This window comes from Euhalothece natronophila Z-M001 (assembly GCF_007904085.1).
GTDB classification, from domain to species: domain Bacteria; phylum Cyanobacteriota; class Cyanobacteriia; order Cyanobacteriales; family Rubidibacteraceae; genus Halothece; species Halothece natronophila.
The window spans coordinates 1,654,886-1,668,055 of the sequence record NZ_CP042326.1; the positions used below are offsets into that span (position 1 = coordinate 1,654,886).

The window sequence follows — 13,170 nt, forward strand, 5'->3', positions numbered from 1 at the left end:
TGACAATGGATTAATCTTTTCTACAGATTGGTAGGAAGAGTCTGTAGTGAACAAATGATTAATAACTAATGACTAATTTTAATTTTCTGCTAGTAACTCATTAGCAGAAATAATTTCTCCTTGGGTTCCAAATGACCAAAGAGCTGCTGCAGCTTCGGCACGAGTAACTTCCCTTTGTGGTTGCAACAACTGCGTATAACCATATACCCGACGCAGGTTAGAATCCTCTCCGTTACGATAATCAGCAGCAATTGCCCCTAATGCTTCCGAGTCAATAGCATTAGCATCACGAAAGCCCCATGTATCCTCGATGGTTTCTACATCTACGGAAGGGAGACTACGACGGATATCTAAGGGAACTTTCCACAATAAGAGAGTTTCTCGAGTCAGGGAACGATCAGGGCGAAAGCGGGTTACATCATCATCACCTGTCAGTCGTGAGGGAATTAATCCTGTTTCCGCTAATCCTTGGATAATGGGAAAGTCAGGATCATTTTGAGAAATATCTTGAAAAGCACGGGTTTCGGCTTGATTTACAGGACGAATTTGTTGGCTAGAGCGATCGCTGTAAAATTCATTATTTGCTTGAAATAACCAACGGGCAAAAGTGCCACGAGTAATAGGCTCATTGGGAGCAAACTCTTCTTCCCCTTCTTCTAGAGGAGTTAAAATTCCTAGTTCTGCAAGATCTTCTACTTTTTCTTGTAACGCCTCAGGGGTTTCGTCTAAATCATTAAAATTCCCTGCAAACTCTCTAGTGGTGTCTTCTTCTACAACTTCTTCTTCGGTGGTATCTTCTGTTGTCTCTTCTTCAGGACTTCTGCGTTGATACTCAATTAAAATTGTATGACTAGGTTGTGGGGTTTGGGCATCTGCTACTAAAACACTCAGGTTCAAAGAGCGCGATCGCGCCTCCATAATTTCTTCCCCATCTTGCCCTTCTGTAAAGGGGGTTTCAACTTCCCAATTATCTTCCCCTAACTCCTGTTCATAGAAGGCAATAATTTCTTCCATGGAATCAGGTGATAACCATTGTAGTCTTCCAAAAGCCTCTTCCTCATCAATTTGTTCATCCACTAACTCAGCATTGGGATAAAGAGGAATCTCATCAGGAACATCTTCTGTCGGTTCAGTTTGTGTTACTTCCTCTTCATTGTCAGGGGAGACATCTTCTTGTTCCTCTAATTCCGAATCGGCAGCGAGGCGTTGTTGTAACCCTTCTCCACAGCCAGTGATTAGAGTAAAACTAATGAGTATGATAAGAGCAGATTTATAAGACAATGAAAACATATCCTTTTTTAATGTAATGGATATTCTTCTTTTAAGATAACGTATTGCTCTAAGTTCCACCAAATCATAGGCTGCTCACTGCAAACCTACTTATGGTACTCTGCCACGGAACTTGCAAGTAGATTAATCTCTCAGTGAAAAAAAGATAAAGTAAAGTATAAGTTTTGAGTATCAGCAAAAATTATGAAACGTTTGTTAATGCACAACCCCATTGCTGTAGCCTTATTATGGGTTACTGCTTACTTGCTAATTACCCTATTTCCTCTAGCAGTCGTATTATTATATCCTGCGCCAGAGAATCGCGAGTTTTGGGTTGACTTTTCTGTTGCCCTCGGGTTTATTGGCTTAGCGATGATGATTTTACAATTTGCTCTCACTGCTAGGGTTAATCGCATTGAGGCTTCCTACGGAATTGACATTTTACTCCAATTTCATCGCTACACTTCTTTAGCTGCTTTTGTCATGGTGGTGATCCACCCGATCATTTTATTTATCGTCCAGCCAGAAACTCTAGAATTACTAAATATCCTAGAAGCACCTTGGCGAGCAAGATTAGCCGTAATTGGTACTCTTGCGTTTTTCATAATGGTGGCGACCACAATTTGGCGTAAACCTTTGAAAATTCCTTATGAACCTTGGCGGGCTGCCCATAGCATTCTTGCGGTGATTGCTGTCGGGTTTGGTTTTGGACATACCTTAGGGGTTGCCAATTATCTCAGCTTCTTTTGGAAAGTTGTTCTTTGGTCAGCAATGATTTTAGTAGCCCTTTGGTTGATTACTTATGTCCGTTTAGTAAAACCTTGGCTATTAACCAAACGCCCGTATTTAGTGGAGGAAGTTGTCCCTCTTAGAGGTGATGTTTGGAAATTAGCCTTAAGACCAAGTGGTCATGAAGGCTTTACCTTCCAACCTGGTCAGTTTGCTTGGATAACGTTAGGTATTCATCCTATTCGGATGCGGGAACATCCCTTTTCTATGTCTTCTAGTGGTGATCATCCTGAGCGTATTGAATTTGGAATTAAAGCTCTCGGAGACTTCACTCGGAGCATTAAAAATATTAAACCTGGAACAAAAGCTTATTTAGACGGTCCCTATGGAGTTTTTACAACTGAGCGTTATTGGGATAGCGCTGGTTTTGTCCTGATTGCTGGCGGTGTTGGGATTACACCCATGTATAGTATGCTTGTCACAGCAGTAGAGCGTCAAGATGATCGTCCTTTTCTTTTGATTTATTCGGCTCGGAGTTGGGAAGATTTTACTTATCGAGAAGAATTAGAAGTCATCAAAACCAAATTAAACTTGCAAATTATTTATGTCCCTCGACATGGTGATGAGAACTGGACAGGGGAAACTGGTTATGTAGATAAAGATCTTTTAGAACGTTATATTCCTATTCATCGAGGCAGTCGCCAGTATTTTATTTGTGCTGCCCCAGTGATGATGGATGCTGTAGAGGCAGGGTTATTGTCTTTAGATGTGCCAGTAACTAACATCCACATGGAACACTTTAACTTAGCTTAAAAAGAGAGGAAAATATAGATGCGCTATAGTCTAATGTTACAACTCGTAGTTAGTACCAGTATCGTTTTAGTGGTAGTGGCTGCTTTTTTTGCTTGGTTGCAAAACCGTCCACAAAGTTCCATCAATGAAGCAAGTAGCTCAGTTATCATCCGTTCTCAGTGAACTATGCAACAGATCAGTAAAAATTAGGGGCTAGCGTAGCCTATATTGTCGCTAGCGTTCATAAGTTAAAGAGGCTTAAGTTTTCGTAGGCAATCAACAGTTAATATAAATAGTGGCTTTAATTCTAAGTTAAAGAGCCAAATTTCAATATGGAGTCTAACACCCATCACATATCGTATGAGCAATACCATTTTTACCAAAATAATTAACCGTGAAATTCCTGCTGACATCGTCTATGAAGACGATCGCGCTCTCGCTTTTAAGGATATTAACCCCCAAGCCCCAACCCATATTCTTGTGATTCCCAAAAAACCAATTCCTCAAATTGCAGCAGCAGAAGAAGCAGATCAAGATCTTCTGGGCTATTTATTACTAATTGTTAAGCAAGTCGCTACCGAAGCTGGGTTAGATAGTGGTTACCGTGTCGTTATTAATAATGGACCTGATGCTGGTCAAACAGTTGATCATCTCCATTTACACATTATCGGAGGTCGCTCTTTACAATGGCCCCCAGGCTAACGCCAGGGTCGTTTCATTCTTCTGAAATCACCCTCAGGTGGGGAGATGGGGAGATAGGAAAGCAATTTAGCTACTTTTTCTTAAGAAGAAGTAAAATCAGAAAAAATAATCGCGATATCCCACTATGTAAGGTTTCAGGCGATTATTTTCAATTTTTACCCCAAGAATGAAACAGTCCTGCTGGCTAATCCCTAAGATAGATAATTTTTAAAATACTCTTAAAAAACTTTACAAATTGAAATAAGTATCTTATATTGGATTCATAGCGTTAAATAAAAACGCTAAATTATATCCATCTTATCTTGTCGAAAACGGACTTATATCCAATATGACAACCACCTTACAACAACAGCAAAGCCAAAACGTTTGGGAACGGTTTTGCCAGTGGGTGACCAGCACCAACAACCGCCTTTACATTGGTTGGTTCGGTGTCTTAATGATCCCCACCCTCTTAACCGCAACCACCTGCTTCATTATCGCCTTCATCGCAGCACCTCCTGTAGATATCGACGGCATTCGTGAACCCGTAGCTGGTTCTCTCCTCTACGGAAACAACATCATCTCTGGAGCAGTAGTTCCCTCCTCCAACGCCATCGGACTGCACTTCTATCCCATCTGGGAAGCAGCTAGCCTTGACGAATGGCTCTACAACGGTGGCCCCTATCAGCTCATCGCCTTCCACTTCTTAATCGGAGTCTTCTGCTACCTCGGACGTGAGTGGGAACTCTCCTATCGTTTAGGAATGCGCCCCTGGATTTGCGTAGCCTTCTCCGCACCAGTAGCAGCAGCCACCGCAGTCTTCTTAATCTATCCCATCGGACAAGGAAGCTTCTCCGACGGAATGCCCTTAGGAATCAGTGGAACCTTCAACTTCATGTTCGTGTTCCAAGCTGAGCACAACATCTTAATGCACCCCTTCCATATGCTCGGTGTTGCCGGGGTATTCGGAGGCGCCTTATTCTCCGCCATGCACGGTTCTCTCGTTACCTCCAGCTTAGTACGTGAGACCACCGAAAACGAAAGCCAAAACAACGGCTACAAATTCGGACAAGAAGAAGAAACCTACAACATCGTTGCAGCACACGGTTACTTTGGTCGCTTAATCTTCCAATACGCCAGCTTCAACAACAGCCGTAGCCTCCACTTCTTCTTAGCAGCGTGGCCAGTAATCGGAATCTGGTTTACCGCGTTAGGTGTAAGCACCATGGCGTTTAACCTCAACGGATTCAACTTCAACCAGTCTGTAATTGACAGTCAAGGACGTGTCATCAACACTTGGGCAGACGTATTAAACCGTGCAAACCTCGGATTTGAGGTCATGCACGAACGGAATGCTCATAACTTCCCCTTAGACTTAGCATCTGGTGAAGCAACTCCTGTTGCCATGCAAGCACCTGAAATCAACGGCTAATCTCTAATTAGTTAGTTCGATTTTCCCCCCTCTTTCCGGAGGGGGTTTTTTGTCGTTGTTATTCTAGAAATTGTAGTTCTCCTTGATTGCCATCTAAGGTTACTATTTCCCCCACAGGTAAAGCAGCATTGATACCATCATGTCCAAAGGGTAACTGAGACACAATCGGGCAGTTTAAGTCTTGAGCGCGATCGCGCAGTACCTCCTCTACTGACCCACTAACCGTTCCTGTAGGGGCTTCACAGCGACTAAACCGCCCCAATGCAATCCCTGCCACTTTATGCAATAATCCTGATAATCGCCATTGGGTTAACATTCGATCAATTCGATAAGGAGATTCAGCCACATCTTCTAAAGCAAGAATAACGCCTTCTAAAGATGGCTGTAAGGATGTTCCTAATAAATGAGTTGCTACGGTTAAATTAGCTGGGAGGAGTCTTCCTGTGGCAATACCACCTCCCCAACCTTTTCCTTGTAAGGGGGATAAGGTTTGATTTTCTAAATAGTGAAATAAGCGTTCAATTGACCATGGGGGTTCTTGAGAAAGGGTGGTTAAAACTGGGGCGTGTAAGCTGATAATTTTTTGCTGATATAAGCTCCACTGTAATGCGGTAATATCAGAAAAGCCTAATAACCACTTCGGCGGTAATGCTCGCTCCCATGACCAATTTTCTAGCAAGCGCATACTACCATAGCCACCGCGACTACAGACAATTGCTTGATAGTCTGGATTTGTCCAAGCCTCGGATAACGCCTGACGACGTTGCTCATCTGTTCCTGCCAGATAGCCCTGTTGTTCGTAGGGAGAAATGAGTTTGATCTGGTAAGCGCGATCGCGCCATATTTTTAATCCTTTTTCAAAAGTCTCCTTATCCCGTAACGCACCACTGGGGGAAATTACCGCAATAGTATCTCCTGATTTAAGCGGTTTTGGACGAAGAAAGCTAGTATTCACAAGGTTTAATCAACTTGTTGGACATTTCCCGCTTTTACCCAAGCCTCTTGACCCGTATCAGGTACGTAAACTCGTTGCCAATCGCCCTGCCTTTCAATAACCACTAATTTATCATCGTACTGCACACCGCCAACTCTTGATGACCCCTCGGCTGGCTCATCTCGTAAACTTAAGCCATCTGACCAAGTTACTCGCGCTTCAAAGGCTTGTTCCCCAAACCGATCCTGAATCGTTTCCGGCTCTGGTTCTGGTTCTGGCTCTGGTTCAGGCTCAACGGCTGTCTCTTCTTCTACTTCTGAAGGTTCTTCAGACTCTTCCTCTTGCTCATAAACAGGCATCGGAGGGTTTTGTGCAAGTTGATTGAAAAAGAAGTAAGCTGTGGCAGCTCCAGCGCCGGTTAAAACTAGCACACCAACCAAAAAGCCTAAGATAAATTGTATAAAACCAGAAAAACTCATAGGTAAAATAAAGATTTACAGACTAAGGGCATTATCACGGGAGGCTTTACGAGCTTTGCCAGCACTGACCCATTCTTTTAAGAATTGTATTTCTTCTTGAGCAGTACGAGCAAGAGGAACAATTTGACTGGCGGCTTGTAAGATGTCTTCTGTGGTAAAGTCACGATTTTCACTAAACCCAAGGTGCATGGCTTCAATAATCGTTTGTTCGATTTCTGCCCCAGAAAAATCAGGAGTTTCGTAGGCAAGTCGTTCTAAATCATAGTCTTTAACATTATAGGGGCGGAGGTGGGAAAGGTGAACTGAGAAAATCTCTTTTCGCTCTTTTTGGGTGGGTAAATCCACAAAGAAAATCTCGTCAAATCGTCCTTTCCGTAACATTTCTGGGGGAAGAGCGCGGACATTATTAGCTGTAGCCACCACAAACACAGAAGAGGTTTTTTCTGCGAGCCAAGTAATAAATGTTCCGAAAACACGACTGCTTGTTCCTGAGTCTCCCTGTCCCGTTAACCCAGAAAAGGCTTTGTCAATTTCATCAATCCAAAGAACACAAGGGGCTAGGGCTTCTGCGAGGGTGATCATTTGACGGGTACGAGATTCTGATTCCCCGACTAAGCCCCCAAATAATCGTCCCACATCAAGGCGTAATAGGGGCAGATGCCAATGGTGGGCAATGGCTTTAGCGGTAAGTGATTTTCCTGTGCCTTGAATCCCCACTAAAAGCAGTCCTCGGGGGTGAGGTAAACCGTAGGTACGAGCGCGATCGCTGAAAGCTCCACCTCGACGCAAGAGCCAATTTTTAAGGTTATCGAGTCCCCCAATATCAGAAATTTCTTCACTAGCAGGATAGAAATCCAGAATTTGCGTTTGACGAATGGATTGCCGTTTTTCTTCAACGACTAAGTCCACATCTTCGGGTTGTAATGCCCCATGAGCAGCGATCGCGCGGGTTAAAACTCGCCGAATCCGTTCTAAAGATAGCCCTCGTGCAGAACGGACAAAGGCATCAATTTGTTTTTCGGGTAAGGTTTGGGGAATGCTACTAATTAGCTGTTCAATTTCGGTTTTAATTTCCTCGTTATTAGGAAGGGGAAACTCGACAACCGTTAGCACTTCTGTTAAGTCAGAGGGAATAGACACCTCAGGAGAGACTAAAACAACGTTAATGGGGAGAGATTTTAGCTTCCGCGAAAGATTCCGCAATTTCCGAGCCACAGAAATGTCTTCTAAAAAGCGGTGAAAATCCCTTAAGATGATAATTGCCCCATTGCCAGTAGGAAGTTTTTCCACATATTCCAGAGCTTGTAGGGGGTTACGCTGAGCAACGCCTGCATTATTAGGATTATCTTGATAACCATCCACAAAATCCCAAATATAGAGAGCGCGGTTGCCGACATTTTTGGCAGAAGTCGCGATCGCGCTTTCCACCCGTTCCTCTTCAAAAGTGGGAATATAAATTATGGGATAACAAGCTCGCAATAGTAGCTCAAACTCTTCAGCGAAACTCATCTTTATTCCTCCCCATCTGACAATTGTTCTTTTAACGCTGCCAAACCTGCCCAACGTTGATCCACAGGGGGCGGTTCGACATAATCATAGTCCCCAGGGGAAGACTCTTCACTTAAACTGCGAATGGGAATTTGCAAACAGAACTGTTCATAGAGCCAACTTTCGGGATCAAAATAGCCCTGTGCTGGCAAACTTTCTGTTAACTCTTCCAAGGGAACTTCTACCTCTTTATTCGCCCCCAAATCTTCATCGGGGTGATCCTTGAGCCAAATTAGCTCACTGGTATCTACTACTAGGCGTTGATTGTATTGTTGTAAACTGCGATCGCAGATTAAGGTTTTAATCGTTTCCGCGATCGCTGATACCTCTAAATACGTCCCATAATGAGTAATCACCACAGTTCCGCGAATGGGAGTTAGGGTGTCTAAGCCCGGGAGAAAGTCTTTAATTTCAACTTGTTCACTTTTCCCGGGGGCTTTAAGCAGTCGTGGGATATAAATTGGTTCAATCATCGCTTTCGTTCTAAGCGCAAGCATCAGTTGCTTTTTCGTTGTACCACCAAATGGCGATAAGGTTCTTGACCTCGACTCAATGATTCTAACCCATCATACTCTTTAAGAAAGTTATGAATTTGCCGTCTTTCCGCTCCAGAAAGAGATGTTAACTCAACGGTTTCCCCAGTTTCTAGCACTTGCCAGGCTGTTTTTTCTGCTAACACGCGCAATTCTTTTTCCCGTTGTTGTCGATACCCCTTAAACTCAACCGTAAGAGGGGTTTGCTCTTCTGGCGCTAAACCTAAATTTAGCAAAGTATTCGCTAAATATTGAAGGGAATCAATAGTTTGTCCCTTATCTTTGAGTAGGGCTTTGGCTTGTTCTTCACTTAATTTACTTTCATCAATAACCAACCAAGGAGTTGTCTCCCCAATGGTCATCTCTTCAGTTGTTTCGGGTTTAGACAGTTTAACAGTGGTCGGGGTTCCCATCAGCGCTAAAACCTTTTCTAGCCACTGTTGGCCCCGATTCAACGTTTGCTCCATAGTGATCCTTAAATTATGCCTTCTCTTTTTCCTTCTTGCGAGAACGTTTTTCAAAAGGCAGGGTATCCTCTCCTTTTTGCTTTTTCTCTTCCTTCTCTTGTTCATCTACCAGCTTTTGTAAATTTTCTGGTAGTGGCTCTCGCATGAGAATTAACGTTTGCATGGTTTGGAAGATATTAGCGAGGACAATATACATTAGTACCCCAGCCGGTAGTGGGAAGAATAAAAACATTCCCGTAAACAAGATGGGGGTAATTTGGCTAATCAACTGTTGTTGAGAATTTGAGCCACTACTATTGGATTGTCCAGAAAGTTTTTGGTTAGCGTATAAGCTAATACCAAAGAATAGCACCATGCCAAGGATATCCCAGTGGATTGTCCCATCTTCACCCACTGCACCCACGCGGCCAAGGGCTTCAATAAAGAGAAAGCCTTCATTTTTTGCCACCCCAGGGAGAGTTGCCTTAAGAGTAACCTCTCCAGGCGCGATCGCGCGGATTGTTCCATCTTCTTCAATTTGTACTCGTTCTTGTCCTTTTACCACTTCCCAACTGGGGGTTAAGTCTCTTTCCACCTCCTCAGTTAAAGCCTGCAAAGGTTTTCCTTCCTCAGTTTGGAACTCGAACTTCGTAGTTTCTCCAACCCCTAAATTTTGGCTAGGAAGCACCCCTAAAATTTTGTAATGAATATCCTCATTGATATAAACATTCTCGGCTTTTGTCGTTACTGTTTCGGGCTGTACCGACTCAATTTGCTCTTTCGGGAACACCTGCATATCCACCGTATAATCCACATCAGCAAACGGCGATCCCCGTAAAGTGGCAAATAAAGCAAATAAAATCGGCATTTGCAGAATCACCGGGAAGCAACCAGCTAAGGGATTTCCATACTCCTTATACACCTCGCTCATGGCTTGGCGTTGTTTTTCTGGATCATCCTTATAGCGTTCTTGTACTTCCTTTACTCGTTTCTGCATTGCTGGTTGAGCCACTCGCATCCGTCTCATACTACGAATCGAAGTGGCACTCAACGGATATAAAGCAAAGCGAATTACCAAAGTTAAAGCAATAATTGCAAAGCCATAACTAGGAACAATCCCGTGGAAAAAATCCAGGATTGGCAGCATTATGTTGTTAGATAGAAATCCGATCCCAAAATCCATGCTTTAAGCGTCCTGCGCGTACTGTTTTCTCTGTTTCACTGTATCGAATCTTATCTTGATTCGTTACCCCTCTTTTACCAATTTAACGAGTTGTAATCGCTTCTAAGGGCTTTCCGGTTTTATTAGCAACTTTATCCGCAATATAATCATGAATTTCTCGATATCGAGGAACTGCTCGCATTTCTAAACGACTTTTATCATTTAAGGTTAAAATAATATCTCCCCATAAACCAATCCCCCGAGGAATTTTCACTAATTTGGTAATTTCGGTATAAACCACATCCGTTTGGTCGCGCCCACGCCAACCCCCAATTACAGAAAGCCGCCGATCTGTAATCCGATACCGCAACCATAACGCCCGAACAATCGCCCCCACTGTAAACGGTAAAAAAATCACCGTCAAACCCAGCAAAGCATTAATAATTAAATCCCCAACGTGGGGACCCCCTTCATAATAAACCGTTTCTTTAATCCCCATGTAATACCTCTGATTTGATTAATAACTGTTTTAATTCTCGCAAAAAATCTTCATATTTGCATCCTTGCGCTTGCGGCTTAACAATTACCACAATTTTCCACCCCGATGGCAAATTGGGGAGAAAAGAGCGCATAATTGCCCTAATTTGGCGTTTAATCCGATTTCTAACCACAGCTTTCTTACTCACCTTTTGGCTAATAGAAATCCCCACTTGAGTTGGCGGAGGAGAAACCTCCCCCGAACTCTCAGCAACTGCCTTCCAAGTGCGAAGTATAAAATATTTGCCAGAAGCGCGTCCTCCCTTCTGGTAAACCGTTTTAAACGCCTTGCGATGTTTGAGCCGATTTGCTTTCGGTAAGCCCACTACCAAAACTGGTCAATCTAAACGGATAAACGCGCCCGACCTTTCTTTCTGCGAGCATTAATCACTTTTCTACCATTACGAGTCCGCATTCTAGCGCGAAAGCCAGACTTCCGTTTTTGCTTTAAGCGAGTGCCGCATAGCGTGCGTTTTGTCATTGCTATTTTCCTCCTAGTATCAAATTCCGAACTAACATTGTAACAAAATAGAGACGGGGAGCGATTTGCCCCCCGACAGTTTACCCGAAAAATGGGAATTTATTACTTAGTTTCAGAAAATTCCGCGTCAATAACATCATCGCCATCAGACTTACTGCTAGACTCGGCGGAACCACCATTGGCATCAGCACCCGTGGTATCAGCACCCGTTGCACCAGCGGCTGCCTCGCCATCTTGCTGATAAGCACTAGAACCAATGCTATACAGGACCTGTTGCAATTCTGGCGTTAGTTTCTGAATTTGCTCATCATCTTCTTGAGAAATTGCTTCTTTGAGTTGACTAATTAAGTTTTCAGCCTTGCTTTTCTCTTCTGAGGGAACTTTATCACCGAGTTCATTGATTTGCTTCTCAGCTTGATAAACCAAGGAATCCGCTTGATTTTTCCGTTCAATTCTTTCGCGACGCTGTTTGTCTTCCTCGGCATTTTTCTCAGCTTCATTAACCATGCGTTCCACTTCTTCTTCAGGAAGGGTGGAAGCACCAGTAATACTGATGGATTGCTCTTTGCCACTGCCTTTATCTTTCGCAGTGACATTAAGAATACCATTGGCATCAATATCAAATGTTACCTCAATTTGAGGCACACCACGAGGGGCTGGAGGAATGCCATCAAGGCGGAAGGTTCCTAAGCTCTTGTTGTCTTTAGCAAATTCGCGCTCCCCTTGCAGAACGTGAATTTCTACGTTCGTTTGCCCATCTACCGCAGTGGAGAAGGTTTCCTGTTTCTTCGTGGGGATAGTGGTATTGCGTTCAATCATTGTGGTCATGACACCACCAAGGGTTTCTACCCCTAAAGAAAGTGGCGTAACGTCAAGGAGGAGAATGTCTTTAACCTCTCCAGAGAGAACCCCACCTTGGATAGCTGCACCAATAGCAACTACTTCATCAGGGTTAACGCTAAGATTGGGGTCTTTCCCTAACTTCTTGTTCACTAACTCTTGAATTGCAGGAATCCGAGTTGACCCCCCAACCATGACAATTTCATCAATTTTACTCTTGTCAATTTTTGCGTCTTTGAGGGCGTTTTCCACAGGAATACTGCAACGGTCAATTAAGTCTGAGCAAATTTCTTCAAACTTAGCCCGAGTTAAGCTCATATCAAGATGTTTTGGTCCCTCTTGCGTTGCGGTAATGAAGGGGAGGTTTACATCTGCTTGACTAACACTAGAAAGCTCAATTTTTGCCTTTTCGGCAGCTTCTGTTAAGCGCTGTAGGGCTTGTTTGTCTTTACGGAGGTCAATGCCTTCTTGTTTCTTAAATTCTTCAGCGAGATGGTCAACAATCTTCTTGTCAAAGTCATCCCCACCAAGGTGAGTATCACCAGAAGTTGCTAGCACTTCAAATACACCGTCTCCAACTTCTAAGATGGAAACGTCAAAAGTTCCACCGCCAAGGTCAAATACAAGAATTGTCTCATTTTCTTTCTTGTCTAAACCATAAGCTAAAGAAGCGGCGGTTGGCTCGTTAATAATCCGTTTTACATCTAAGCCAGCAATTTTTCCTGCGTCTTTGGTCGCTTGACGTTGGGAGTCATTAAAGTAAGCAGGAACGGTAATTACTGCTTCGGTCACATCTTCTCCGAGATATTTACTGGCATCTTCTACCAGTTTCCGTAGTACCTGCGCAGAAATTTCTTCTGGTGCAAACTGCTTATCTTGGTTAGGACATTCTAATTTAACGTTATCACCGCTACGAGTTACACTATAGGAAACTTCTTTAGTTTCTTCTTCAATTTCATCTGCTTTGCGACCAATAAACCGCTTAACAGAATAGAAAGTGTTTTCTGGATTCATCACCCCTTGCCGTTTGGCAATTTGACCCACAAGGCGATCGCCGTTTTTGGCATAACCAACAACAGAGGGAGTGGTGCGGAAGCCTTCTGCGTTAGAGATAACAGTGGGCTTTCCCCCCTCCATCACAGCGACACAGGAGTTGGTTGTTCCTAAATCAATACCGACTACTTTTGCCATAAGAGATTTTCTCCTTTAACTTGCTACAATAAATTCTTTAATCTGGAGTTTTAAGTTCTACCCTCTATTCTGGGGAGTTATAGGCATGGTTTAAAAGTGCTGGATACCGAACAAAG

The 13,170-nt window shown here is 43.4% G+C and carries 15 protein-coding genes; 4 read left to right on the forward strand and 11 right to left on the reverse strand.

All coding sequences use genetic code 11. The features are described from left to right. Positions 1-78: 78 nt before the first annotated feature. Positions 79-1,290, reverse strand: coding sequence for an S-layer homology domain-containing protein (locus FRE64_RS07890; protein WP_146295466.1), 1,212 nt, complete (start codon positions 1,288-1,290; stop codon positions 79-81). A 183-nt stretch (positions 1,291-1,473) separates the two neighbouring features. On the opposite strand from FRE64_RS07890, the gene FRE64_RS07895 reads away from it, so the two are divergent. The 4 genes from FRE64_RS07895 to psbA all read left to right on the forward strand — a co-directional run bounded on the left by FRE64_RS07895 (position 1,474) and on the right by psbA (position 4,903). Next, on the forward strand, positions 1,474-2,811 hold the full coding sequence (locus tag FRE64_RS07895; protein WP_186709023.1) for a ferredoxin reductase family protein: 1,338 nt from the start codon (positions 1,474-1,476) through the stop codon (positions 2,809-2,811). 18 nt (positions 2,812-2,829) lie between these two features. Continuing rightward, positions 2,830-2,973 carry a hypothetical protein gene (locus FRE64_RS17455; protein ID WP_186709025.1) on the forward strand — a complete coding sequence of 48 codons (144 nt, stop codon included), beginning with the start codon at positions 2,830-2,832 and terminating at the stop codon, positions 2,971-2,973. A gap of 177 nt (positions 2,974-3,150) precedes the next feature. Further along, the gene (locus FRE64_RS07900; protein WP_146295467.1) at positions 3,151-3,492 is read left to right on the forward strand and encodes a histidine triad nucleotide-binding protein; all 342 of its coding nucleotides are present in this window, start codon (positions 3,151-3,153) and stop codon (positions 3,490-3,492) included. A gap of 328 nt (positions 3,493-3,820) precedes the next feature. Then, positions 3,821-4,903, forward strand: coding sequence for a photosystem II q(b) protein (gene psbA, locus FRE64_RS07905; RefSeq protein ID WP_146294640.1), 1,083 nt, complete (start codon positions 3,821-3,823; stop codon positions 4,901-4,903). Between the two features lie 58 nt (positions 4,904-4,961). On the opposite strand, the gene FRE64_RS07910 is transcribed toward psbA, so the two are convergent. From FRE64_RS07910 to dnaK, 10 genes are all read right to left on the reverse strand, one after another. Continuing rightward, entirely contained in the window at positions 4,962-5,858 is an 897-nt protein-coding gene (locus FRE64_RS07910) for a S66 peptidase family protein (protein ID WP_146295468.1), read from the reverse strand. Between the two features lie 5 nt (positions 5,859-5,863). Beyond that, the gene (locus FRE64_RS07915) at positions 5,864-6,316 is read right to left on the reverse strand and encodes an SH3 domain-containing protein (RefSeq protein ID WP_146295469.1); all 453 of its coding nucleotides are present in this window, start codon (positions 6,314-6,316) and stop codon (positions 5,864-5,866) included. 15 nt (positions 6,317-6,331) lie between these two features. Next, positions 6,332-7,825: an AAA family ATPase gene (locus FRE64_RS07920; protein WP_146295470.1), complete on the reverse strand. Its 1,494-nt coding sequence runs from the start codon at positions 7,823-7,825 to the stop codon at positions 6,332-6,334. Between the two features lie 2 nt (positions 7,826-7,827). After that, positions 7,828-8,334: a YceD family protein gene (locus tag FRE64_RS07925; protein ID WP_146297311.1), complete on the reverse strand. Its 507-nt coding sequence runs from the start codon at positions 8,332-8,334 to the stop codon at positions 7,828-7,830. Positions 8,335-8,360: 26 nt separating this feature from the next. Next, entirely contained in the window at positions 8,361-8,864 is a 504-nt protein-coding gene (locus FRE64_RS07930; RefSeq protein WP_146295471.1) for a Jag family protein, read from the reverse strand. Positions 8,865-8,877: 13 nt separating this feature from the next. After that, positions 8,878-10,026 (reverse strand): membrane protein insertase YidC, encoded by a 1,149-nt coding sequence (gene yidC / locus FRE64_RS07935; protein ID WP_146295472.1) that lies wholly within the window; start codon positions 10,024-10,026, stop codon positions 8,878-8,880. 82 nt (positions 10,027-10,108) lie between these two features. After that, positions 10,109-10,504, reverse strand: coding sequence for a PH domain-containing protein (locus FRE64_RS07940; RefSeq protein ID WP_146295473.1), 396 nt, complete (start codon positions 10,502-10,504; stop codon positions 10,109-10,111). Then, positions 10,494-10,868 (reverse strand): ribonuclease P protein component, encoded by a 375-nt coding sequence (rnpA, locus tag FRE64_RS07945; protein ID WP_146295474.1) that lies wholly within the window; start codon positions 10,866-10,868, stop codon positions 10,494-10,496. The genes FRE64_RS07940 and rnpA overlap by 11 nt, the downstream gene beginning before the upstream one ends. A 17-nt stretch (positions 10,869-10,885) precedes the next feature. Beyond that, positions 10,886-11,023, reverse strand: a complete 138-nt coding sequence (gene rpmH, locus FRE64_RS07950; protein ID WP_146295475.1) for a 50S ribosomal protein L34 — start codon at positions 11,021-11,023, stop codon at positions 10,886-10,888. A 102-nt stretch (positions 11,024-11,125) separates the two neighbouring features. Further along, a complete protein-coding gene (gene dnaK, locus FRE64_RS07955; protein WP_146295476.1) occupies positions 11,126-13,054 on the reverse strand; it encodes a molecular chaperone DnaK in 1,929 nt (642 codons plus the stop codon). Between the last annotated feature and the right edge of the window lie 116 nt (positions 13,055-13,170).

What these genes read in the sequence shown, in the direction of transcription:
- FRE64_RS07900 (WP_146295467.1), top strand. Translation starts at nt 3,151, where the DNA reads ATGAGCAATACCATTTTTACCAAAATAATTAACCGTGAAATTCCTGCT.
- FRE64_RS07915 (WP_146295469.1), bottom strand. Translation starts at nt 6,316, where the DNA reads ATGAGTTTTTCTGGTTTTATACAATTTATCTTAGGCTTTTTGGTTGGT.
- psbA (WP_146294640.1), top strand. Translation starts at nt 3,821, where the DNA reads ATGACAACCACCTTACAACAACAGCAAAGCCAAAACGTTTGGGAACGG.
- yidC (WP_146295472.1), bottom strand. Translation starts at nt 10,026, where the DNA reads ATGGATTTTGGGATCGGATTTCTATCTAACAACATAATGCTGCCAATC.
- FRE64_RS17455 (WP_186709025.1), top strand. Translation starts at nt 2,830, where the DNA reads ATGCGCTATAGTCTAATGTTACAACTCGTAGTTAGTACCAGTATCGTT.
- FRE64_RS07895 (WP_186709023.1), top strand. Translation starts at nt 1,474, where the DNA reads ATGAAACGTTTGTTAATGCACAACCCCATTGCTGTAGCCTTATTATGG.
- FRE64_RS07930 (WP_146295471.1), bottom strand. Translation starts at nt 8,864, where the DNA reads ATGGAGCAAACGTTGAATCGGGGCCAACAGTGGCTAGAAAAGGTTTTA.
- FRE64_RS07940 (WP_146295473.1), bottom strand. Translation starts at nt 10,504, where the DNA reads ATGGGGATTAAAGAAACGGTTTATTATGAAGGGGGTCCCCACGTTGGG.
- FRE64_RS07890 (WP_146295466.1), bottom strand. Translation starts at nt 1,290, where the DNA reads ATGTTTTCATTGTCTTATAAATCTGCTCTTATCATACTCATTAGTTTT.
- dnaK (WP_146295476.1), bottom strand. Translation starts at nt 13,054, where the DNA reads ATGGCAAAAGTAGTCGGTATTGATTTAGGAACAACCAACTCCTGTGTC.
- FRE64_RS07920 (WP_146295470.1), bottom strand. Translation starts at nt 7,825, where the DNA reads ATGAGTTTCGCTGAAGAGTTTGAGCTACTATTGCGAGCTTGTTATCCC.
- rpmH (WP_146295475.1), bottom strand. Translation starts at nt 11,023, where the DNA reads ATGACAAAACGCACGCTATGCGGCACTCGCTTAAAGCAAAAACGGAAG.